Source organism: Rhodocyclus tenuis (assembly GCF_014197755.1).
Classification (GTDB): domain Bacteria; phylum Pseudomonadota; class Gammaproteobacteria; order Burkholderiales; family Rhodocyclaceae; genus Rhodocyclus; species Rhodocyclus tenuis.
Map to the genome: position 1 here is coordinate 58,601 of NZ_JACIGE010000013.1, position 21,090 is coordinate 79,690.

Genomic DNA, 21,090 nt, shown 5'->3' on the forward strand with positions numbered 1-21,090 from the left:
ATGTTGCCCCTGCTACCTTTTGCCGCCGGCCTGCTGGCCGGTGCCGTCAGCGTCAAGCTGCTGCGCAGCGACAAGACCCGCGACGGCCTCAACGCCGCTAAAACCCGCCTGCGCGCAGCGACGGTGAGCGGCCTGAACAAGCTCGAACATTCCACCGCCGCGGTACGCGAGCGCCTGGAAACCGCGGACGATGCACCAGCGGCGCCAGCAAGCGAAGCCGTCGCGGCACCGACGGCCGTCGCCGAGGAAGCTCCCGCAAAGGTTGCCACCGTCAAACCACGACGCAAGCCCGCCCCGGCGAAGCGCACCAAAGCCGCCAAACCGGCAGCGGACGCAGGAGGCGCAGCATGAAACGACGCCGAGCCGCCTACCCCTGCCCGCTGCCGCTGGCGGCGCGGCAACCAGCGCCGGTCGGCGCCGCTTTCATTACCGGACTGGTGACGCAGGGCTTGTTGCTCAGTCTGCAGGGGCGCGGCATGCAGCCGCGGCTCGACCGGCGTACGGCGCGAATGGCGCTGCAGGGCGGCGCGGCGCTCGCCGCCGGTACCAGCGCCGCCCACGCCTGGCAGGCCGGTGCGCCGCTGCACGCGCTGACCAGCGTGGCCACCGGCGTCGCCGCCGTGGCGGCAATCGAATATCTGTTGCAGGACGAAAATTCCAGGGAGAAGCAAGATGGCCAAGAAGAAGCATAAGAAGCGCAACAAGACCGCGGCTGGCTGGGGCGCGCCGGGTTACGGGCAGGCTTACGGCGACGGCTACGGCCCCGGCTACGGTGAAGGCATTGCGGGACTGGACAAGGGGCTGCTGCACAGTCTCAAGGGGCTGGCCGGATCGCGCGGCAGCGAACAGTTCCTGCTCGGTGCGGCGCTCGGCGCGGCAGCGGCCTACGTGCTGAGCGACGAAGAACTGCGCAACAAGCTGGTGCGCATGGGCATGAAGCTGTACGCCGGCATTGCCGGCGGCTTCGAGGAAATCAAGGAACAGATGGCCGACCTGCGCGCCGAAGTCGAAGCCGAGCAGCACGCCGAATAGTGAGTTCGCTGCCGGGCGCTGCGGCGCCCAATCCTTCTGCTGCCGCGACTGACGCGACACCGGGCGCCTCTTCGAGCAACTCGTCGAACAGTTCGTCTACCGACTCGTCGGAGCGCTCGCCTTTCGTCTCGATGCGCGTCGTGCACCGCCTGCCGGGGCGGCTGCGCCTGCGCTTCAAGACACGCACCGGGGCGGCGTTCCAGCCGCGCCAGGTACAGCTGGCGATCGAAAACCTGGCTGGAGTCGTCGACGCGCGCATCAATCCCGCTGCCGCTTCGCTGATCGTGCGCTTCGACCCGGCAAAGACCGACGCCGAAACGCTCTGTTCGGCGATCCGGCAGCTGCCGGTACGGCCATCGCCGAGCGCGCGCAGCACGCCGGCGCCGGCCGGCGAGGAAATGCGGGCGCTGCTGATCAGCGGCGGCCTGTTGCTCGGCAGTTCGCTGCTGCCGCTCCCCTTGCGCATGCCGGCGACGCTGGCGGCGGCGCTGCCGGTGTTCGGCGAGGCGGTCGACGACCTGCTGCAACGCGGCATCACCTCGCATGTGCTTGAGGCGCTGGCGATCGCCATCTCGGCGCTGCGCCGCGACTACACCGCAGCCAATGCAACGAGCTTCATGCTGGCGCTCGGCGAGTATCTCGAACACTCGATCGAGCGACGTTCCGACGACCTGCTCAAGCAGCTGCTGCGCCCGGATACCGGCCTCGTCTGGGTCGAGGAAGACGGCGTCGAGCGGCAGATCGACAGTGCCGGAATTGCGGTCGGCGCGACGGTGATCGTCGCAGCCGGCGCGACGGTGCCGGTCGACGGCACGGTGCTCGGCGGCGAAGCGCTGATCAACGAGGCGGCGATGACCGGCGAGAGCGAACCGGTGCGCAAGCAGCGCGGCGACAGCGTGCTTTCCGGTACGGTGGTCGAGGAAGGCCGCCTGCGCGTCTATGCCGAGCATGTCGGCCACCGCACCGCCGCCGCGCGCATCGCCGACTACGTCGAGGACTCGCTGACCGCGAAGAGCCAGGCACAGCTCGGCGCGGCGCGGCTGGCCGACCGGCTGGTGCCGGCCGTGCTCGGGCTGGCCGGCACCACCTGGCTGCTCTCGGGCGACTGGCAGCGTGCCGCCGCCGTGCTGCAGGCCGATTACTCGTGCGCGCTCAAGCTGGCGACGCCGGTCGCCTTCAAGGCCGGCATGTACCGCTCGGGCAAACAGGGAATCCTGTTCAAGGGCGGCGACGTGGTCGAACGCCTGGCCGAGGCCGACACCTTCGTCTTCGACAAGACCGGAACGCTGACCACCGGCCTCTTGGCGGTGACCGACTCGATCACCTTCGATCCGAACTACTCGGCGACCGACCTGATCGACCTCGCCGCATCGGTCGAGGAACATTATTTCCATCCGCTGGCGCTGGCTGTGGTCGAGGCAGCGCGCAAGCATCAGGGCCGCCACTTCGACCACAAGGAAGTCGAGTTCATCGCCGCGCACGGCGTCGCCAGCGTCATCGACGGGCAGCGCATCGTCGTCGGCTCACGCCATTTCGTCGAGGAGGACGAGGGCATTCCGGTCGACGCACAGCGCGCGGTGCTCGACCGCCTCTTCCGCGAAGGCAAGACGCTGCTCTACATCGGCTTCGGTGGCCGCCTGCTCGGCGTCATCGCGCTCAAGGACCAGTTGCGCGAGAGCAGCGCCGCGACGCTCGCCCGCCTGCGCCGGCTCGGCGTCAGGCGCATCGTCATGCTCACCGGCGACCATCGCGCTCGCGCCGCCGAACTCGCCGAACAACTCGGCATCGATGAATTCCATGCCGAACTGCTGCCCGAAGGCAAGGCCGAGATCGTTGCGCGCATGACCGCGGCGGGCGCGCGCGTCGCCTTCGTCGGCGACGGCATCAACGACGCGCCGGCGCTGGCCGGCGCCCATGTCGGCATCGCCATGCAGCGCGGCGCCGATCTGGCAAGGCTGACCGCCGATGTGGCGCTGCTCGAGGACCATTTCGAACGCGTTGCCGACGCACGCGAACTCGCCGTCGCCACCATGCAGCGCATCGACAACAACTTCCGCCTGACCGTTGGCGCCAATACGGCGATCCTCGCCGCCGCCGCTTTCGGCAAGCTGTCACCGATTGCCTCGAGCGTGCTGCACAACGGCAGCACCATCGCCATCCTGCTCAATGCCTTGCGCAGCGTCCGGCTGCGGCCGGAGTAGCCGGCGCGCAGACACGCCGGTGATCGACAGGCCGTAAGGGCAACTCCGCTTATTCCGCCAGCTCGACGCGGTTGCGGCCGCGTTCCTTCGCCAGATAGAGCGCCTTGTCGGCACGCGCCAGCGCAACGTCGGGATCGGTGTCGGTCTTTCTCAGATCGGTGACGCCGATGCTGACGGTGAGGCTCAGGCTTTCCCCCTGATAATGCAGTGTCGAGTTGGCAACCCGCTCGCACAGGCGGTGGGCAAAAGCCAGCGCGGCCGCCTGATCGGCGCCCGGTAGGACGATCGCGAACTCCTCGCCGCCGATCCGCCCGGCCATGTCGATGCGGCGCAATTCGTCGGCGACCTGCACGGCGAAGTGGCGCAACAGCGCGTCGCCGGTGGCATGCCCGCAACGGTCGTTGATCTGCTTGAAGTGGTCGAGGTCGAGCATCAGCAGGGCAATGGATTGCCCCGAGGTGCGGCTGAGCCGTGCCAGCTCGTCTTCCAGGCGCATGATGAAACTGCGCCGGCTCGGCAATCCGGTCAGGAAATCGGTCGTCGCCTGCTGACGATAGTTGGCCTCGCTCGCCTGCAGGGAGTCGTTGGCAAGTTTCAACTCGGCCCTGGCCAGTCCCATCTCGCCCATGATCTGGGCCAGACGGGTGAAGAACTCCATCATCGCCCTGACGTGCTCGGCCGAAAAAACCGGCGCCTTGTCGAGTGCGCGGAGATAGGCTGACTCGTCAAAGCCGAACGCCTGCGCCTGCCGTGAGAAGAACAGGCGGTCGGGCGTGTCGAAAAAGAACTGCCCGGTAAAGAAGTTGGCGACATGTTCGCCGCCGATGCTGATCGGCACGGCAACGTCGACCAGACCGTTCTTGCACTGATATACGTTGTACGCCTCACCGTGGCTCAGCTGACCGGCCAGCACCGTATCGCTCTCGTGGCAGCGTGCGGCCGTCTGCGCATTGACGCGGTGAAAACGGGTGCATATGTCCTGCCAGCCCGTCGAGACGAGCACCGTACCGTCAAGATCGAGTACCGCGGTGACGGCGCCGGTCAGCCGGGTGAAACTCTCGCAGAGTTTCTGCAATTCGCCGACGTCAACGAGTTCAGAAAACTTCACCGAAATCCCCCAGCCACGAAGCGGCCCTGTGGCAGCAAGATGTCACATCGCACCGCTTTGAGCAATGACGGATCTGTGCCGACTCGCGCCGGGTGAACGGCACGCGCCGAGCGATCGCCGGCGCGCTCAGGCGAGCTGGCGGTTTTCCGCTACGCCGGTCGTCGCGCCGATCAGTTCGTTGAAGTCGGCGTCGATGATCTGCAGACCCAGACGCGTGCAGAAACGTCGCTCATTGGCGCTGGCGTCAGGCAGCAGCGCCCAGCCTGCGGGTTCGCTGGCCGCACCGTGAAAGAGCTCGGCGAGCACCATGCGCTCGGTATCGCGCTGCAGGCGCAGACCGATCAGCAGATAGCGCAAACCCTCGCGCCGGCGCTTGAGAAATGCCGGAACGGCAAAACCGCCCATCAGCTCGGTGATGAAATCGACGTGATCGGCGTCGGAAGCGATGTACGAGGACTCGGCGATACGCGTGCCGTCCGGTTTGACGACGCCACCGGGCAAGGGCGCGCCGAGCGGTTTGAACAGCGTCGGCAGCGCCGGATCGCCGAGTTCGGGCTCGATGCGGACGTAGCCCGAACCGTCGTTGCGATAGAGCAGGTAGCGGAATGCCGAGCCGCCGAGCCGCGCACAGCCGAGCACGACCTGATGCGGAATGCCGGCGTAGCTGTCGAGCAGCTGCATGTCGCGGTTGATGTCGATGACGTAGGCCGGATGCAGCGCGCGCAGCCAGTCGTGCGTCGCCGCGCGCGACCACTCGTCGCTGGCGTAGGTGGTGTCGAGAAAGCGCTTGATGGCGTTGCGCCCGCGCTTCAGCTCGATGTTCATCGCCGCCCGCGAAAACTCGAACATCAGTTTCGGCGACATCGGCTTGCCGCCGTTGAGCGCGATGATCAGTTCGTCGGAGGTGGCCGGAATGCGCCTGCCGTCGCGCGTCGACACGACATCGGCGAGCACGCCGGGACCGACACAGGGGACGATGCTGCCGGCACTGATGCCGTCGAGCCAGAGCTGGCGCAGTTCGGGGCTGAGAGCGGATGACATGAGCTTCCTCGCACAGGTGAAGCCGGAAAATCCGGAGTCTTCAATCTCCGCAAGAAGCGGGCCGGGCTACAAGGCACGAAAAACGGTAGCTAGCGGTGACGCGAAAGTACGATTGTCAGGTTCGCGACAAAGCTTTTGTGCCATGCGCTGCCGCAGTGCCATAGCGCAAGCCTAGGCCAGCGGGCGGCTGATCGACCGCGCAGCGGAGGCCTCAGCCAGGGTGCTCAGAAGGTCGACAGCGTGATTTCGCAGGCGCCGCCAATGACGACAAACTCGTCTTCGCCACGCAACGAACCGGGCACCAGATCACAGTGGCAGAAGATCTTCGACAGCGGCACGGCGGCAGTCAGGATGTGGTCGCCGAACTCGCCGGCGCGCTCGCGCGAACGCGAAAACGAACAGAGACTGTTGAGCAGGACGACCTGACGGCCGCCCGAGGAAACGCGCAGCGTTTCGTAATCGGCAAGACGGTTGACGCCGCGATAGAGCAGCATGCGACCGGCACCGGCATGCGTCGTCTCGTCGGCGGCGCTCCGCCGGAATTCATACTGACAGTAGGAGTAGACGAGATCGAGCTGCGACTCGAGCGCGTTGGCGCCATAGAGCGCCTGCGCGCGCATTTCGAGATAGCGCTGGTATTGCGGCGACGACTGATCGCGCAAGGGCAGTCCGTGAAAGCGCGGCAGCAGGCCGAAACGCGATTCGACCCAGCCTTTCAGCGCCGCGCCTTCCAGACCGTCGGCGTTGAAACTCCAGCCGCGCAGCAGGCGCAGCCAGTTGGCGCGCGCGCGTCTGGCGCCGATGCCGCGCGCGCTCAATCCGGCTTCGTCGAGCTGTTCCAGACAGAAGCGAACCGTCATGTAGTCGCGGAAGGCTTCGGCGCGCGCCGGTGCGTCGGCGAGCAGGTCGAGGCGACGGAAAAGATCGCGGTGCAATACGGTGACGCCGTCGATCTCGAGTGCCTTCGGATGCCGCTGGAAGGAAAGACCGGCGATCAGGCTCGCCGGCAGGTTGCAACGATTGAGCGGCAAACAGACATCGGAGGGCAGCGGCGGCGTCGAACGATTGTCGTCAGCACGACAGGAGCCCCCCTGATTGTCGACTTCGGACATCGCGCCCGAACTCCCCGAAAAACATTCTTGTTGTTTTGATTCAATCACTTGCGACCACACAGAGGAGATGGCACGGTCCTTGCGGAATAGAGTCCGAAGCCGGGAAGTTCCCGCCGGCTCCCGATCATCGTTAGTCAAAGGAGATGCATCATGGCAAAAAAGCTGCGCCAAGCCGCCATTTACGGCAAGGGGGGTATCGGCAAGTCTACCACCACCCAGAACCTCGTTGCCGCGCTTGCCGAAGCCGGCAAGAAGGTAATGATCGTCGGTTGTGACCCGAAGGCCGACTCGACCCGTCTGATTCTTCACTCCAAGGCCCAGAACTCGGTCATGGAACTCGCCGCCGAAGCTGGCAGCGTCGAGGATCTCGAACTCGAGGACGTGCTGTCCGTCGGTTTCGGCGGTATCAAGTGCGTTGAATCCGGCGGCCCGGAACCCGGCGTCGGTTGTGCCGGCCGTGGCGTCATCACCGCCATCAACTTCCTCGAAGAAGAAGGCGCCTACTCGGACGACCTCGACTTCGTTTTCTACGACGTTCTCGGTGACGTCGTCTGCGGCGGCTTCGCCATGCCGATTCGCGAAAACAAGGCGCAGGAAATCTACATCGTCTGCTCCGGCGAAATGATGGCCATGTACGCGGCGAACAACATCGCCAAGGGCATCGTCAAGTACGCCAATTCGGGCAGCGTGCGTCTGGCCGGTCTGATCTGCAACAGCCGCAAGACCGACCGCGAAGATGAACTGATCATGGCGCTGGCTGCCAAGCTGGGCACGCAGATGATCCACTTCGTGCCGCGCGACAACGTTGTTCAGCACGCTGAAATCCGCCGCATGACGGTCATCGAGTTCGACCCGACCGCCGGACAAGCCGACGAATACCGTGCCCTGGCGCGCAAGATCGTCGACAACAAGCTGTTCGTGATTCCGACGCCTTGCACCATGGACGAGCTCGAAGAGCTGCTGATGGAGTTCGGCATCATGGAAGTCGAGGATGAATCGATCGTTGGCAAGACGGCTGCCGAACTGGCCGCCGAAGCAGTCGCCTGATTTTCGATCTCTTCCCATCCACCCGTTCGGGGCGCTGTGCGCAGATTGGCGCCGGCGCCCGACAAGGAGCTGCAAATGGCTGCGCTAACCCGCGAAGAAACCGAATCCCTGATCCAGGAAGTGCTTGAGGTTTACCCCGAAAAAGCGCGCAAGGATCGCTCCAAGCACTTGATGGTCAACGACAAGAGCCTCGAGTCGTCGAAGAAGTGCATCACCTCCAACCGCAAGTCGATGCCTGGCGTGATGACCATGCGCGGCTGCGCCTACGCCGGCTCCAAGGGCGTGGTCTGGGGGCCGATCAAGGACATCATCTCGATCTCGCACGGCCCGATCGGCTGCGGCCAGTACTCGCGCGCCGGCCGTCGTGCCTACTACGTCGGCACCACCGGTGTCGATGTCTATGGTGACATGTGTTTCACCTCCGATTTCCAGGAAAAGGACATCGTTTTCGGCGGCGACAAGAAACTGTCGAAGCTGATCAGCGAAATCGAAGTCCTCTTCCCGCTGAACAAGGGAATCTCGATCCAGTCCGAGTGTCCGGTCGGCCTGATCGGTGACGACATCGAAGCCGTCGCCAAGAAGTCCGCCGTCGAACTCGGCAAGCCGGTCGTTCCGGTGCGCTGCGAAGGCTTCCGCGGTGTTTCGCAATCGCTCGGCCACCACATCGCCAACGACTCGGTGCGCGACTGGATCCTCTCCAACCGCGACGGTCAGCCTTTCGAGAAGACGCCGTACGACGTCGCCATTCTCGGCGACTACAACATCGGTGGCGACGCCTGGTCCTCGCGCATCCTGCTCGAAGAGATGGGCCTGCGCGTTGTCGCGCAGTGGTCCGGTGACGGTACGCTGGCGGAAATGGAGAACACCCCGAACGTCAAGCTCAACCTGCTGCACTGCTACCGTTCGATGAACTACATCTCGCGTCACATGGAAGAGAAGTACGGGATTCCGTGGATGGAATTCAACTTCTTCGGCCCGACCAAGATCAAGGAATCGCTGCGTGCCATCGCTGCGCACTTCGACGACACGATCAAGGAAGGTGCCGAGCGCGTTATCGCCAAGTACACGCCGGCGATGGATGCCGTCATCGCCAAGTACCGGCCGCGCCTCGAAGGCAAGAAGGTCATGCTCTACATCGGTGGCCTGCGTCCGCGTCACGTCGTCGGCGCCTACGAAGATCTGGGCATGGAAGTCGTCGGCACCGGTTACGAGTTTGCGCACAACGATGACTATGACCGCACGATCAAGGAAATGGGCGACGCGACGCTGATCTACGACGACGCGACCGGCCACGAACTTGACGAGTTTGCCAAGACGCTCAAGCCCGATCTGATCGGTTCCGGCATCAAGGAAAAGTACGTCTTCCACAAGATGGGCTTCCCCTTCCGCCAGCTGCACTCGTGGGACTACTCGGGCCCGTACCACGGCTACGACGGCTTCGCCGTCTTCGCCAAGGACATGGACCTGACGGTGAACAATCCCTGCTGGAAGATGCTGCAGGCCCCGTGGCAGAAGCCCGTCGCAGAAGAACTCGAGAAGGCCGCCTGATCCAACCGATCCCAGGCTGACGCTCGCCGGCCCCCGGCTGCCGACCAGGCGGCCGGGACTGGCCGGGAACCCGAACCACCCGAAGCCCGCGTCCGCAGATTGGCGGCCGGCGCAAAGGAGATGAAAATGCAGACAGTAGACAAGATCAAACCTTGCTTCCCGCTCTTCCGCGACGACGACTACAAGATCAGCCTCGACGCCAAGCGCGCGCAGTTCGAAGAAATGCACCCGGCCGACAAGGTTGCCGCCACCTTCGAGTGGACGACGACCAAGGAGTACCAGGAGCTCAACTTCAAGCGTGAAGCGCTCACCGTCAACCCGGCCAAGGCCTGCCAGCCGCTCGGTTCGGCACTGTGCGGCGTCGGCTTCAAGAAGACGCTGGTGTACATCCACGGCTCGCAAGGCTGCGTGGCTTACTTCCGCACCTACTTCAACCGCCACTTCAAGGAACCGTTCGCGATCATCGCCGACTCGATGACCGAAGACGCCGCCGTGTTCGGTGGTCAGAAGAACGTTCATGAAGGCCTCGCCAACGCCTCCAAGCTGTACGACGCGGAAATGATCGCGATGAGCACGACCTGTATCGCGGAAGTCATCGGCGACGACTTGAACGCCTTCATCGGCAACGCGCGCAAGGAAGGTCACATTCCTGACGACTTCCCGGTGCCGTTCGCGCACACGCCGTCCTTCGTCGGTTCGCACATCACCGGCTGGGACAACATGGAGGAAGGCATCCTCAAGTACTTCACGCTGAACAGCATGGCCGACAAGGCGCCGGGCAAGAACGGCAAGCTCAACATCATTCCGGGCTTCGAGACCTACCTCGGCAACTTCCGCGTGATCAAGCGCTACCTGAAGGAAATGGGCGTCGATTACACCTACCTCAGCGATCCCGAGGAAGTGCTCGACACGCCGGCTGACGGTGAATTCCGCATGTACGCCGGCGGCACCACGCAGGACGAGATCAAGGACGCGCCGAACGCCATCACCACGGTTCTGCTGCAGCCGCTCAGCCTCGACAAGACCCGGAAGTACGTCGAAGGCACCTGGAACCATGAAGTGCCGAAGACCAACATCCCGATGGGTGTCGAGTGGACCGACGAGTTCCTGATGAAGGTCGCCGAAGTCACCGGCAAGCCGATTGCGCCCTCGCTGGAGCTCGAACGCGGCCGTCTGGTCGACATGATGACCGACTCGCACGCCTGGCTGCACGGCAAGAAGATGGCGGTATTCGGCGACCCCGACTTCACGCTCGGCATCGTCAAGATGCTGCTTGAATTCGGTATCGAACCGACGCACATCGTCTGCAACAACGGCAGCAAGAAGTGGGCAAAGGCCATCGAAAAGCTGCTCGCCACGTCGCCTTACGGCGCCAGCGGCAAGGCTTATCCGGGCGCCGACCTCTGGCACCTGCGCAGCCTGTGCTTCACCGACAAGCCGGACTTCCTGATCGGCAACAGCTACGGCAAGTTCATCCAGCGCGACACGCTGCACAAGGGCCCCGAGTTCGAAGTGCCGCTGATCCGCCTTGGCTTCCCGATCTTCGACCGTCACCACCTGCACCGCATGACCACGCTCGGCTACGAAGGCGCGATGTATGTGCTGACCACGCTGACCAATGCGGTGCTCGAAGAGCTGGACAACAAGACGCGCGTGCTCGGCGTCACCGACTACAACCACGACCTCGTGCGTTGATGTTCAAGGCCGACGGCGCGAGAATCAACATGCTCGCGTCGTCGGCCGCCGAACGGAAAGGAAGCAGTTCATGGCCAATATCATGATTCGTCGTGCCGCCAACGGCGAATACGGCTTCTACCTGCCCAAACGGGATATCGAGGACAGCATCCTCTCGATGGAATTCGACACCCCGGAAAAATGGGGTGGCGAAATCCGTCTCGGCAACGGTGGCGTTTACTACATCGAACCCCAGGCGGCACCTGCCCGCCTGCCCTACTCGGTGCGCGCGCGGCGCGTCGATGGGGTCGAATAAAACTACTGCGAAGGAGAACTCTCATGGCAATGAAGATCATCCAGGCTGAATGCACATCCTGTGGCGACTGTGCCACCGTCTGCCCGACCAAGTCGATCGTCGAAAAAGGCGGTATTTTCAAGGTCAACAAGGACACCTGCACCGAGTGCGAGGACTACGATTCGCCCAAGTGTGTCGATGCCTGCCCCGGCGGCGAAACCACCATCGTCTATCTCTGAGCGACAAAATCATGTCCGCAGCCATGACCCGTGAGGCAGCGCTGCGCGTCGCGCTGGCTGCACGCGAACTGCCCGACGTCGGTGGCGCCGCCCTGGCCAAAGCCATCGGTGACCGACTGGGACTGCCGCTGGGCGAATCACGCCTGGCGGCGATCAGCGTTGACGACCTGCGCGAAATTCTCGGCGGCAGCCATGCCGACGAAAACTGCGTCATCGGCGCCAGCGACGAACAGCTGAAGCGCGCAGTCCGCCTGCTCTGGGGACAAGGCGTCAGCGGCAGCGAGCTGCCGGCGCTCGATCCGTATGACGAAGGTGATCTGCCGGGTTCGATCCGCGTGGCCTGCGCCTCGAACCGCGGCGAGGAAGTCGACGGACATTTCGGCTCCTGCGAACGCTTCCTGATCTATCAGGTAAACACCACTGAAATCCGTCTCGTTGCGACACGGCCGACGCTCGAAGCCGACGCTGCCGAAGACCGCAATGCCTCGCGCGCGGCGCTGATCACCGACTGCCAGCTGCTCTACATTCAGTCGATCGGCGGACCGGCAACGGCCAAGGTGGTTCGTGCCGGCGTGCATCCGGTGAAGGCGCCCGACGGCGGCAGCGCACGCCTCATGCTCGAGCGTCTGCAGCAGGCGCTGAACCATCCGCCGCCCTGGCTGGCGCGGGTGATGGGCTGTACGCCGGATCTGGCGGCGCGCTTCATGAGCGAAGACGATGTGCGCGACGAGGACGCCGAACTGGCGGACAAACCGGCATGATCGACAGCATCCGCATCGATGCCGCGCGGCTGGAAGCGATCGTCCACGCACTGCTCGAACTGCCGGCGACGCTGGATGACGAAAGCGTCGCGGGCAGCATGCGCTCGCTGTTTCCCGATCTGCGCTTCACCAGCTGCGCCGACGACGACATCCCGGCACGCAGCAAGCCGGTCGCCGAAGTCGGCAAGGCGGCGGCCAGCGAGGCACCGCTGTTCCGCCTCTATCTTATCGACGCCAGCGAACACTGCCTCCGGCTGACCAATGACCCCGAACTCGCCTGCGGCATCGTCCTTGCCCGCTGTGACGAGGACTGAACGCAAACTCCCGAGACGCCGACCGCCATGACCACCCCGTCCGTCGCCGCTTCCGGCAACACCATCGCCACCCCGCCCGGCAACGCGACTGCGCAGTGGGCCTCGCTCACCGCGCGTGTCGCCGAGGTCTGCGAACGCATGCCGGTTGCCGGTGGCGTCGGCGCGCTGGCGCGCGAGCTCAGCCACACGCCGCTGCCCGGCAGCCCTGAACTTTCCTACCGTGAAGTGCTGTCGCGCGGTGGCTGGTATCGCCTCGGCGGTGTCGTCGATGGCAGCGATGCCTCGATCAGCCGTGACCTTGAACACTGGGCGGAAGCGGCGCTCGCCGAATGCGACGGCGATCTGCACACGCTCGCCGACCGCCATGTCGACGACGCGCTGTTCGCCACCCGCTTCAACGGCATGACGCACTATCTCGTTGCCGCCACGGGCAATGGTGCTGCCGACTTCATCCAGGTCGAAATCGAGGAACTGCAGGAGGTGGTCAGCCACCCGCTGTTTGCCGACGAAACAGTTCCGGGCAGCCTCGAAGAACTGCTCGACCCGCCGGGACTGCGCCGCAGCAGTGCCAAACCACTCGGCGCACCGTTCTACACACTGCGTCGCGTCACCGACATCGCCGCCTTCCTCGCCCGCATGCGCGCGCAGAAGCCCGATGCGCAGCCGGTGCATCGCTTCATCGCTGCCTGGGAGGCGAGCAGCGCCGGGCAGGCCGCGCAGTTTTCCAATCATTGGGCGCTGGCCATCCGCGAACACCTCGACCGCTACCGCCAGCCGATCCTGCAGGCGACGCCGCTGGTTGCGATCAACGGCGAACCGCCGCACTTCCAGGGCGCCTTCGGCGCGCAGGGACTGGCCTTGCAGGCGGCGCTGAACCGCTTCGACCGGCAGGCCGGCTATCCGATGGCGTGGTTCTTCCACATGCTGACGAGCAAGACACTGCCGCATGCGGTGGCCTTTGCCGTCATCGACGATGTGCAGTCGGGCTTCAGCTACCTGCCGGAACGCGACGTCAAGGTGCTGCGCGACTGGATTCACCGGCCCTACGGTTTCTAGCCGGCGGCCTTCCCGCACAGGCTGCCCTGCACGCCATTGGCGGCCAGTTCGTTGGCAATGGCGTTGGCCGCCGGGAAACTGGTGTAACACCAGTCCGGCGCGATCAGCGTCGGTTCGCGCGCCGTCGCGCTGATGCGGTGGAAAACGACTTCCGGCGGCGTGCGCCGGATCAGCTCGGCGGCCATCGCCGAATAATCGGCCAGCGTTGGCGGCACCACCTCGCCGCGCGCGTACTGCGCCGCCATGCTGCAGCCCTTGACAATCATCAGCGGGTGCAGCTTGATCCCCTCGACGCCGAGTTCGAGTACGCGCGCGTGCGTTTCGCGCATCATCGCCGGCGTTTCGCCGGGCAGGCCGAGGATCAGGTGCGCGCACACCGGCACACCGTAGCGCTGCGCCCGCGCCACCGCGTCGGCGTAAGCGGCGAAACCGTGGCCGCGGTTGATCAAGGCCAGCGTCGCGTCGTGCGCGCTCTGCAGGCCGAGTTCGAGCCACACCTCGTAACCCTGCGCGCGATAGCCGGCGAGGATTTCGAGCACGCCGTCGGGAACGCAGTCCGGGCGCGTGCCGACGCACAGGCCGACCACGTCCTCGTGACTCGTCGCCTCGGCGTAGAGCCGGCGCAACTCCTCGACCTCTGCGTAGGTGTTGGTATAGGCCTGAAAGTAGGCAAGGTAGCGCGTCGCGCGCTTCAGCTCGGACTTGCGCGCGATCAGTTGCGCGCCGACCGTTGCCTCGGCCTTGTCTTCGCTGAACGAAAGTACGCTGCAGAAGGTGCAGCCGCCACGCCCGAGCGTTCCGTCGCGGTTGGGACAGGTGAAGCCGGCGTGCAGCGAAAGCTTGCGCACGCGCGTGCCGAAGCGCGCCTTCAGATGCCGGCCGAGCGTATTGAGGTAGGTTTCGAGCTGCACAGGAGATGAACCGGGGAAGAAACGCCACGCAGACAACGGGCGGCGAATGGTAACACCCGGACAGCGTCAGCACTGCTGTCGCCCCGGGTCCGTGGCAGGCCTCACGGTGTTCAGGCGGCGCCCTTCCGGAACGCCCGAGCGGCCCGAGAACAGCCGCCGGCGGACGGCAAGTCAGCCACGCGACTCGCACACACGCCTCGCGCACGCGATCGGCGGCCACCTGAACGGATTCCGCAGGCCCACCAGCAGCAGACATTCAGAGAACGGGCCCTCCCGCGGCGGTAAAATGCGCGACCGATGCTCGGGCATCGACGACTATCCCCACCGTTCTCGGAGTTTCTCATGCCGGTCAAATTGGTCCAGGCGACCACTTCTGCCTACCAGTACCCGCTGCTCATCAAGCAGCTTCTGCTCACCCCGCTGGTCATCGCGCCCGAACAGGAAATCACCTACCAGGGGCGACTGCGCTACAACTACCGCGAGTTGCGCGCGCGCATCGGCCGTCTGGCCAGCGGTCTGGCCGGACTGGGCGTCGAGGCGGGGCAGACGGTGGCAGTGATGGACTGGGATAGCCACCGCTATCTGGAGTGTTTTTTCGCGGTACCGATGATGGGCGCCGTGCTGCAGACGGTGAACGTCCGCTTCAATCCGGAGCAGATCCTGTACACGCTGAACCACGCCGAGGCCGACGTCCTGCTGGTCAACAGCGAGTTCCTGCCGGTGCTGGCGAGCATCGCCGGCCGTCTCGAAACGGTGAAAACCTTCGTCCTCCTCAGCGACGACGAAGCCGCTGCCGCGGGCGAAATGCCGGTAACGGTGGCCGCCGAGTACGAGGCACTGCTGGCGTCGGCCAGCGCCGACTTTGAATTTGCCGATTTCGACGAGAACGCGCAGGCGACGACTTTCTACACCACCGGTACCACCGGCCAGCCCAAGGGCGTCTACTTCAGCCATCGCCAACTGGTGCTGCATGCGCTCGGCTGTGCCGCAGCGCTCGGTGGCGCGCACGCCAACGGCCGCCTGCATCGCGAAGACGTGTATATGCCGATGACGCCGATGTTCCACGTGCACGCCTGGGGCTTCCCGTACATCGCGACGATGCTCGGACTGAAGCAGGTCTATCCGGGGCGTTACCAGCCCGACGTACTCTGTCGCCTGATCGCCGAGGAAGGCGTCACCTTCTCGCACTGCGTGCCGACGATCCTGCATCTCGTGCTCGGCCATCCGCACGCCAAAGAGCTCGACCTCTCCAACTGGAAACTGATCATCGGCGGCTCGGCGATGCCGGAAGCAATGGCCATCGCCGCGCACCAGCGCGGCATTGACCTGTTCACCGGCTACGGCATGTCGGAAACCTGCCCGGTGCTCACCCTCGCCCACCTGAAGTTCGACGACATGAAACTGTCGGCGGAAGAGCAGGCGGTGCTGCGTGCCAAGACCGGACTGCCACTGCCGCTGGTCGACCTGCGCATCGTCGATGGCGAAATGCAGGATGTGGCGCACGACGGCAAGGCGAGCGGCGAAGTCGTCGTGCGCTCGCCATGGCTGACGCAAGGCTACCTCAAGGCGCCCGTCGAATCCGAAGAGTTGTGGGCCGGCGGCTACCTGCACACCTCGGACATCGGCAACATCAATGCCGCCGGCTATCTGAAGGTCACCGACCGCATCAAGGACGTGATCAAGGTCGGCGGCGAATGGACCTCTTCGCTGCAACTCGAAGACATCATCGCCAAACACGAAGCCGTGCAGGAAGTCGCTGTCGTCGGTACGCCCGACGCCAAGTGGGGCGAACGGCCGCTGGCGCTGGTGCTGCTGAAACCCGAGCATGTCGGCAAGCTGAGCGAGCACGCGTTGCGCAACTTCGCGGCGCAGGCGATCGACGCCTCGGGCTGTTCGCGCTATGGCGTCCTGCTGCAGGTTTCCTTCGTCAAGCGGCTGCTGAAGACCAGCGTCGGCAAGATGAACAAGCGCGACATGCGCGCCGATCCGCAGGCCTTGCGCGACTGAGCCAGTTGGCCGGGGTGCCGGCTCTGGCTGGCACCCGACGCATCCTAAAGCAGCGTTTCCGGCTGCTCGATCATCTGCTGATAGATCATGCTCTGCAGGATCAGCGTGTCGTTTGGCTGCAGATTGATGAATTCAAGCCCGTGGTTGATCAGGCTGGTCTTGCTATTGGCGGAGTTCTCGTCGACGAACTGCGCCCGCACGATGGCCGAAATGCTCAGAAGCGTCTCGATCGAGTGCAGATTCACGCGAAAAGCGACGCGAATCGTCCCGCCTTTCTTGCCGAGCGGCCGCCGGCTGGCCAGAAGGGCGCCCTTGGCGCTGATATTGACGAGGATTCCGGAGATATGCTCTTCACCGGTTTCTTCGCTGGTGACGCTGCACACCAGACGGCTTTTCACGCGCGGTGCCTTGCGGATGACGACGCCCTTCACCTCGGCGGGGAATGACAGGTGCAGGTACTCGAAGGGAATCTTGACGAGCTTCTCGACCGTCGCCGAAAAACCGAACGCATTCTGGCTGGTGAATACGCGCACGACCAGATCGTCGCCTTCAACGATCTGCAGGCGCAAGCCGTTGGTTTCGCGCGGCGCAGAAACCAGCACGCTCAGGTTCTTGACATAGCCGATCAGGCGGACGATGACGCGATCCATGGCAAAGCGCGCGGGCGGCTGGATCTGCAGCCGGTCGCCGATCTTCAGCTTCATCTCCTCGAAGGTGAAGCTCGATTCCTGCCCACCCAGACCGGTGGCACCCGTCTCATCGCCGCCCGCAGCAGCCGGACCCTGCTCCGGCTGCTCGCGGCAGGCCTGACCGCTGATCAGGAGTTTGAGGTGCGCCTTGGTATGAACGATATCGCCGGCGGCGGCAAGGCGATTGCCTTCAGGGTCGAGCACGTCCCAGGAAAGGGGCTTGCCGAGTTCGATTTCGTTCTCGCTGATTGCAATCCGAGCCATTACCCGCGTCTCTGAGCTTGTTGCGATCACCAACACCGCCCGCTCAAGCGAGTCGAGGCACCGGTGATTTCCCCCACGCCGTTGCCCCAGTCGGGACAACCCCCATTTTGCTGAACCCTTGCTGCAGCTGCCGCTCCGCGAGTGTAGCTCGCCTCGGCCTATTCACCCAAAACATCAACGGATCAAAAACCGAGCAGCAGCAGCGCGCCGGCAGCCGCCAGCGTGGCCAGGAAAGCGGCGCCATAGAAGATGAGGCGCGCGCCGTTGCCGGCATCAATGCCCAGATCGTGCAGGCTGTGGAAGATGCGGTGCGCCGCGTGCCAGAAGAACAAGGCGACGACGGCGAGCAGGATCGCCTTGCCGAGCGGGTTCTGCGCCAGCGCCAGCATGTTGTGGTAGCTCATCGCGTCGGCCGGCAACAGCAGGCCGAGCGGCACGGCGATGCCGGTGATCAGCACCAGCATCGGCGCGATCAGCGCCGAGAGCATGCCGCCGGCACCGAACAAGGCCCAGAAGATCGGTTCCGGCGAGCGCCGTGTCTGCGCCGGACGGCGGGGATTCGCGGAATGGTTCATCGCGTCAGCCCCCAGACAATGCCGAACAGCGCGAGGCTCGCCGCCGCCGCGACGGCGATGGCGCCAGCGGTAATCGCCGACTGCGCCACGCGCTTGCCACCGACGAGCAGTGGCGGCATCGTTTTCGGCAGCACCTCGAACCAGGTGACGGTGTGAAAGACGAAGACGGCGAGGAAAACCAGGTGCAGGATGGTCGACAGCGGGCTGCGCAAGGCTTCCAGCCAGCCGTTCCACGCCGCTTCGCCCTGCGCCAGCCGGACGAGGCCGACGAGCAGGATCAGCGCGTAGGCAGCGACGAACACTGCAGTACCCTCGCGCGCCATGTAGCGGACGAAGTACGGATTGCGCAGCCACCAGCCGGCCATCGGCCGCACGTAGGGCCGGCGCGGGTTGCCCGCCACACCGGGTAACGCCGGCGCCGCGCGGGGCGCTGCCGGCCGCGGATCGGATGCACTCATTTGCCGCCTCCCTTGCCGAGAAAGCCCATGAAATACTCGCGCACGCTGGCGCCCTTGGCCTGATTGACGGCGCTCGCCGGATCGACGCCCTTGGGGCAGACCTCGGAGCAGTAGCCGACCGCCGTGCAATGGAAAGCGCCGCTCTCGGCGCCGACCACCGGCATGCGCTGCGCGGCGCCACCGTCGCGCGAATCGCTGTTGTAGCGGAAGAGCAGCGCCAGCGCCGCCGGGCCGACGAAATCGGGCGAGAGACCGACCTGCGGGCAAGCCGCGTAGCAGAGCAGGCAGTTGATGCACGAACTGTACTGCGCGTAGGCGTCGAGTTGCGCCGGCGTCTGCAGGTATTCGCCAGCGCTGAGCGGACGTGGCTCCTTCGGGATGATGTAGGGCTTGATGCTCTCCAGTTTCTCGACGAAGCTGTCCATGACGATCACCAGATCGCGCTCGATCGGGAAGTTCGCCAGCGCCTCGACGCGAACGCGCCCCTTGCCGGCGTAGTCGCGCAGGAAGCTCTTGCACGACAGCTTGGGAATGCCGTCGATCATCACGCCGCAGCTGCCGCAGATCGCCTGCCGGCACGACCAGCGGAACGACAGCGTGCCGTCGAGCTGGTCCTTGATGTACTGCAGGCCCTGCAGCACCGACATGTCGTCGCTGTAGGGAACGACGTACGTCTGCGGGAAGGGCGCAGCGTCCTGCTCGGGACGGTAGCGCAGGACTTCGATTTCGATGGTCTTCTCGTTCGTGCTCATCACGCCTTCCCGTCTGCTGCATTGCCGGCCGCCTGCGCGGCGGCCTGTTCCATTTTTTCGCCGGCGGCGCCGTAGGCGCGCGTCGCTGGCTGCGAGCGGGTGATCTTCACCGCGCCATAGTCGATGCGCGGCGGCTCGCCCGGCACGTAGTGCGCCAGCGTGTGCTTGAGGAAATTCTCGTCGTCGCGTGCCTCGAAGCCGTCGAGGCGCTGGTGCGCGCCGCGCGACTCGCGCCGGTTGATCGCCGAATGCGCGATCGCCTGCGCCACGTCGAGCTGGTAGTCGAGCTCGATGGCGAGCAGCCAGTCGCTGTTCCAGACGCTCGACTTGTCCTCGACGAGCACATTGGCGAAGCGCTCGCGCAGTTCGCTAAGCTTGTCGCAGGTCGCCTGCATGCTCTCGGCCAAGCGGTAGATGCCGCAACCGGCTTCCATCGTTGCCGCCATTTCGTGGCGCAGCAGCGCGATGCGTTCGCCGCTGCCGGAGGCCGGCGCGCGCGCGCGTAGGGCCAGCGCCCGCTCGCGCGCCGCTTCCGCCTGCCGTAGCAGCGTGTCGCCCGGTGCCGGCGCCGCGCTGCGCGCGAAGGCCGCCGCGGCGAGACCGGCGCTCTTGCCGAAGACGCACAGTTCGGCCAGCGAGTTGGAACCGAGCCGGTTGGCGCCGTGGATGCCGACGCTCGAACACTCGCCGACGGCGTAGAGGCCGGGCAGCGGCGTTGCGCACTGGCCGTCGACGAGGATGCCGCCCATCGTGTAATGCACCGCCGGCCGCACCGGGATCGGCGTCTGCGCCGGGTCGATGCCGAGAAACTCCTCGGCCAGTTCGCAGATCTGCGGCAGGCGCTCGCGCAGTTTCTTCTCGCCGAGGTGGCGCAGGTCGAGGTTAACGTAGCTGCCGTGCTTGCCGGCGAGCGTGCGCCCTTTCTGCTCCTCGTACCAGAAGGCCTGGCTCAGCCGGTCGCGCGGACCGAGTTCCATTGCCTTGTTGCGCGGCGTCGGCTCGGCCGGGCCGAGACCGTAATCCTGCAGGTAGCGGTAGCCGTCCTTATTGACCAGGAAACCGCCCTCGCCGCGGCAGGCTTCGGTAAACAAGAGGCCAGTGCCCGGCATGCAGGTCGGGTGGTACTGCACGAACTCCATGTCGCGCAGCGGCACGCCGTGGCGATAGGCGAGCGCCATGCCGTCGCCGGTGACGATGCCGGCGTTGGTGTTCTCGCGGAAGACGCGACCAGCGCCGCCGGTGGCGATGATCACCGACCTGGCCTCGATCAGCGTGAAGCCCCCGGAGGCGACCTCGATGGCAACGACGCCCTGCGCACGCCCGTCCTCGACCACCAGATCGACGCAGAAATACTCGTCAAAACGACGGATCGACGGGTACTTGAGCGAGGTCTGGAAGAGCGTGTGCAGCATGTGGAAGCCGGTCTTGTCGGCAGCAAACCAGGTGCGCTCGATCTTCATGCCGCCGAAGGCGCGCACGTTCACATGGCCGTCGGCCTTGCGGCTCCACGGACAGCCCCAGTGCTCAAGCTGCACCATCTCCTCGGTGCAGCGCGCGACGAAATCCTCGACGACGTCCTGCTCGCACAGCCAGTCGCCGCCGGAAACAGTGTCGTTGAAGTGATGCTCGAGGCTGTCGTGCGCCTGCACGACACCGGCCGATCCGCCTTCGGCGGCGACCGTGTGCGAGCGCATCGGATAGACCTTGGAGACCAGCGCCACGCGCAGCGTCGGCTCGGCCTCGGCGATGGCGATGGCCGCGCGCAGCCCGGCGCCGCCGGCACCGACGATGACCACGTCGGCCTTGAATATTTCCACGTTCATTCCTTTCCAGCCTGGCGGGAGCGCGGCGAATGCGGCCTCGCCGCGTCCGCCATCTTAGCCGCTTTGCACACGGAAGACGAAGCATCCCCAGCAGAACCGGGAATTCTCCGGTTCGTTTCGCGCCACCTGCCCGCGCCGCATGCTGCCGTTCTGCTGCGAGTGCGGCAGACCTTGACCGGCAAA

General features: G+C 65.2%; 22 protein-coding genes. 13 read left to right on the forward strand and 9 right to left on the reverse strand.

Annotation, left to right across the window (positions count from 1 at the left end):
• Genes GGD90_RS15445 through GGD90_RS15460 form a run of 4 tightly spaced genes read left to right on the forward strand, consistent with a single transcriptional unit; the run spans position 1 to position 3,233 of the window.
• A complete protein-coding gene (locus tag GGD90_RS15445) occupies positions 1-351 on the forward strand; it encodes a hypothetical protein (RefSeq protein ID WP_153117597.1) in 351 nt (116 codons plus the stop codon).
• On the forward strand, positions 348-692 hold the full coding sequence (locus tag GGD90_RS15450; protein ID WP_153117596.1) for a hypothetical protein: 345 nt from the start codon (positions 348-350) through the stop codon (positions 690-692). The genes GGD90_RS15445 and GGD90_RS15450 overlap by 4 nt, the downstream gene beginning before the upstream one ends.
• Positions 673-1,032 (forward strand): hypothetical protein, encoded by a 360-nt coding sequence (locus GGD90_RS18120; protein ID WP_228273784.1) that lies wholly within the window; start codon positions 673-675, stop codon positions 1,030-1,032. Before GGD90_RS15450 ends, GGD90_RS18120 begins: the two co-directional genes overlap by 20 nt.
• Complete coding sequence (locus GGD90_RS15460) at positions 1,032-3,233, forward strand: heavy metal translocating P-type ATPase (RefSeq protein WP_322741732.1); 2,202 nt, start codon at positions 1,032-1,034, stop codon at positions 3,231-3,233. Before GGD90_RS18120 ends, GGD90_RS15460 begins: the two co-directional genes overlap by 1 nt.
• Before the next feature lie 49 nt (positions 3,234-3,282).
• Here the strand turns inward: GGD90_RS15460 and GGD90_RS18345 are convergent, their stop codons facing one another.
• From GGD90_RS18345 to GGD90_RS15475, 3 genes are all read right to left on the reverse strand, one after another.
• Positions 3,283-4,341, reverse strand: a complete 1,059-nt coding sequence (locus GGD90_RS18345; RefSeq protein ID WP_184415243.1) for a PocR ligand-binding domain-containing protein — start codon at positions 4,339-4,341, stop codon at positions 3,283-3,285.
• Between the two features lie 126 nt (positions 4,342-4,467).
• Positions 4,468-5,382, reverse strand: a complete 915-nt coding sequence (locus GGD90_RS15470; protein WP_153117595.1) for an SIR2 family protein — start codon at positions 5,380-5,382, stop codon at positions 4,468-4,470.
• Positions 5,383-5,606: 224 nt separating this feature from the next.
• Positions 5,607-6,494 (reverse strand): NAD(+)--dinitrogen-reductase ADP-D-ribosyltransferase, encoded by an 888-nt coding sequence (locus GGD90_RS15475; RefSeq protein WP_153117594.1) that lies wholly within the window; start codon positions 6,492-6,494, stop codon positions 5,607-5,609.
• Between the two features lie 150 nt (positions 6,495-6,644).
• Here GGD90_RS15475 and nifH point away from each other — a divergent pair, with 150 nt between their 5' ends.
• From nifH to GGD90_RS15515, 8 genes are all read left to right on the forward strand, one after another.
• Complete coding sequence (gene nifH, locus GGD90_RS15480) at positions 6,645-7,541, forward strand: nitrogenase iron protein (protein WP_153117593.1); 897 nt, start codon at positions 6,645-6,647, stop codon at positions 7,539-7,541.
• A 75-nt stretch (positions 7,542-7,616) separates the two neighbouring features.
• On the forward strand, positions 7,617-9,089 hold the full coding sequence (gene nifD, locus GGD90_RS15485) for a nitrogenase molybdenum-iron protein alpha chain (protein WP_153117592.1): 1,473 nt from the start codon (positions 7,617-7,619) through the stop codon (positions 9,087-9,089).
• Between the two features lie 126 nt (positions 9,090-9,215).
• Positions 9,216-10,784: a nitrogenase molybdenum-iron protein subunit beta gene (nifK, locus tag GGD90_RS15490; protein ID WP_153117591.1), complete on the forward strand. Its 1,569-nt coding sequence runs from the start codon at positions 9,216-9,218 to the stop codon at positions 10,782-10,784.
• Positions 10,785-10,854: 70 nt separating this feature from the next.
• Positions 10,855-11,079 carry a putative nitrogen fixation protein NifT gene (nifT, locus tag GGD90_RS15495; protein WP_153117590.1) on the forward strand — a complete coding sequence of 75 codons (225 nt, stop codon included), beginning with the start codon at positions 10,855-10,857 and terminating at the stop codon, positions 11,077-11,079.
• Positions 11,080-11,102: 23 nt separating this feature from the next.
• The gene (locus GGD90_RS15500; RefSeq protein ID WP_153117589.1) at positions 11,103-11,297 is read left to right on the forward strand and encodes a 4Fe-4S dicluster domain-containing protein; all 195 of its coding nucleotides are present in this window, start codon (positions 11,103-11,105) and stop codon (positions 11,295-11,297) included.
• An 11-nt stretch (positions 11,298-11,308) separates the two neighbouring features.
• Positions 11,309-12,058: a dinitrogenase iron-molybdenum cofactor N-terminal domain-containing protein gene (locus GGD90_RS15505; RefSeq protein WP_153117588.1), complete on the forward strand. Its 750-nt coding sequence runs from the start codon at positions 11,309-11,311 to the stop codon at positions 12,056-12,058.
• Positions 12,055-12,372, forward strand: a complete 318-nt coding sequence (locus GGD90_RS15510; protein WP_200384990.1) for a DUF6129 family protein — start codon at positions 12,055-12,057, stop codon at positions 12,370-12,372. The genes GGD90_RS15505 and GGD90_RS15510 overlap by 4 nt, the downstream gene beginning before the upstream one ends.
• A 27-nt stretch (positions 12,373-12,399) precedes the next feature.
• Positions 12,400-13,428, forward strand: a complete 1,029-nt coding sequence (locus GGD90_RS15515; RefSeq protein WP_153117587.1) for a hypothetical protein — start codon at positions 12,400-12,402, stop codon at positions 13,426-13,428.
• Here GGD90_RS15515 and GGD90_RS15520 read toward each other — a convergent pair.
• Positions 13,425-14,339: a TIGR01212 family radical SAM protein gene (locus GGD90_RS15520; protein ID WP_153117586.1), complete on the reverse strand. Its 915-nt coding sequence runs from the start codon at positions 14,337-14,339 to the stop codon at positions 13,425-13,427. The genes GGD90_RS15515 and GGD90_RS15520 overlap by 4 nt on opposite strands.
• Positions 14,340-14,681: 342 nt before the next feature.
• On the opposite strand from GGD90_RS15520, the gene GGD90_RS15525 reads away from it, so the two are divergent.
• Positions 14,682-16,346 (forward strand): fatty acid--CoA ligase, encoded by a 1,665-nt coding sequence (locus tag GGD90_RS15525; RefSeq protein WP_153117585.1) that lies wholly within the window; start codon positions 14,682-14,684, stop codon positions 16,344-16,346.
• A gap of 44 nt (positions 16,347-16,390) precedes the next feature.
• On the opposite strand, the gene GGD90_RS15530 is transcribed toward GGD90_RS15525, so the two are convergent.
• The 5 genes from GGD90_RS15530 to frdA all read right to left on the reverse strand — a co-directional run bounded on the left by GGD90_RS15530 (position 16,391) and on the right by frdA (position 20,907).
• Positions 16,391-17,299, reverse strand: a complete 909-nt coding sequence (locus GGD90_RS15530) for a flagellar brake protein (RefSeq protein ID WP_153117584.1) — start codon at positions 17,297-17,299, stop codon at positions 16,391-16,393.
• Positions 17,300-17,481: 182 nt separating this feature from the next.
• A complete protein-coding gene (gene frdD / locus GGD90_RS15535; RefSeq protein ID WP_153117583.1) occupies positions 17,482-17,874 on the reverse strand; it encodes a fumarate reductase subunit FrdD in 393 nt (130 codons plus the stop codon).
• Positions 17,871-18,332 (reverse strand): fumarate reductase subunit C, encoded by a 462-nt coding sequence (locus tag GGD90_RS15540; protein ID WP_153117582.1) that lies wholly within the window; start codon positions 18,330-18,332, stop codon positions 17,871-17,873. The genes frdD and GGD90_RS15540 overlap by 4 nt, the downstream gene beginning before the upstream one ends.
• Positions 18,329-19,084, reverse strand: a complete 756-nt coding sequence (locus tag GGD90_RS15545; RefSeq protein WP_153117581.1) for a succinate dehydrogenase/fumarate reductase iron-sulfur subunit — start codon at positions 19,082-19,084, stop codon at positions 18,329-18,331. Before GGD90_RS15545 ends, GGD90_RS15540 begins: the two co-directional genes overlap by 4 nt.
• A complete protein-coding gene (gene frdA, locus GGD90_RS15550; RefSeq protein ID WP_221227807.1) occupies positions 19,084-20,907 on the reverse strand; it encodes a fumarate reductase (quinol) flavoprotein subunit in 1,824 nt (607 codons plus the stop codon). Before frdA ends, GGD90_RS15545 begins: the two co-directional genes overlap by 1 nt.
• Positions 20,908-21,090 lie beyond the last annotated feature (183 nt).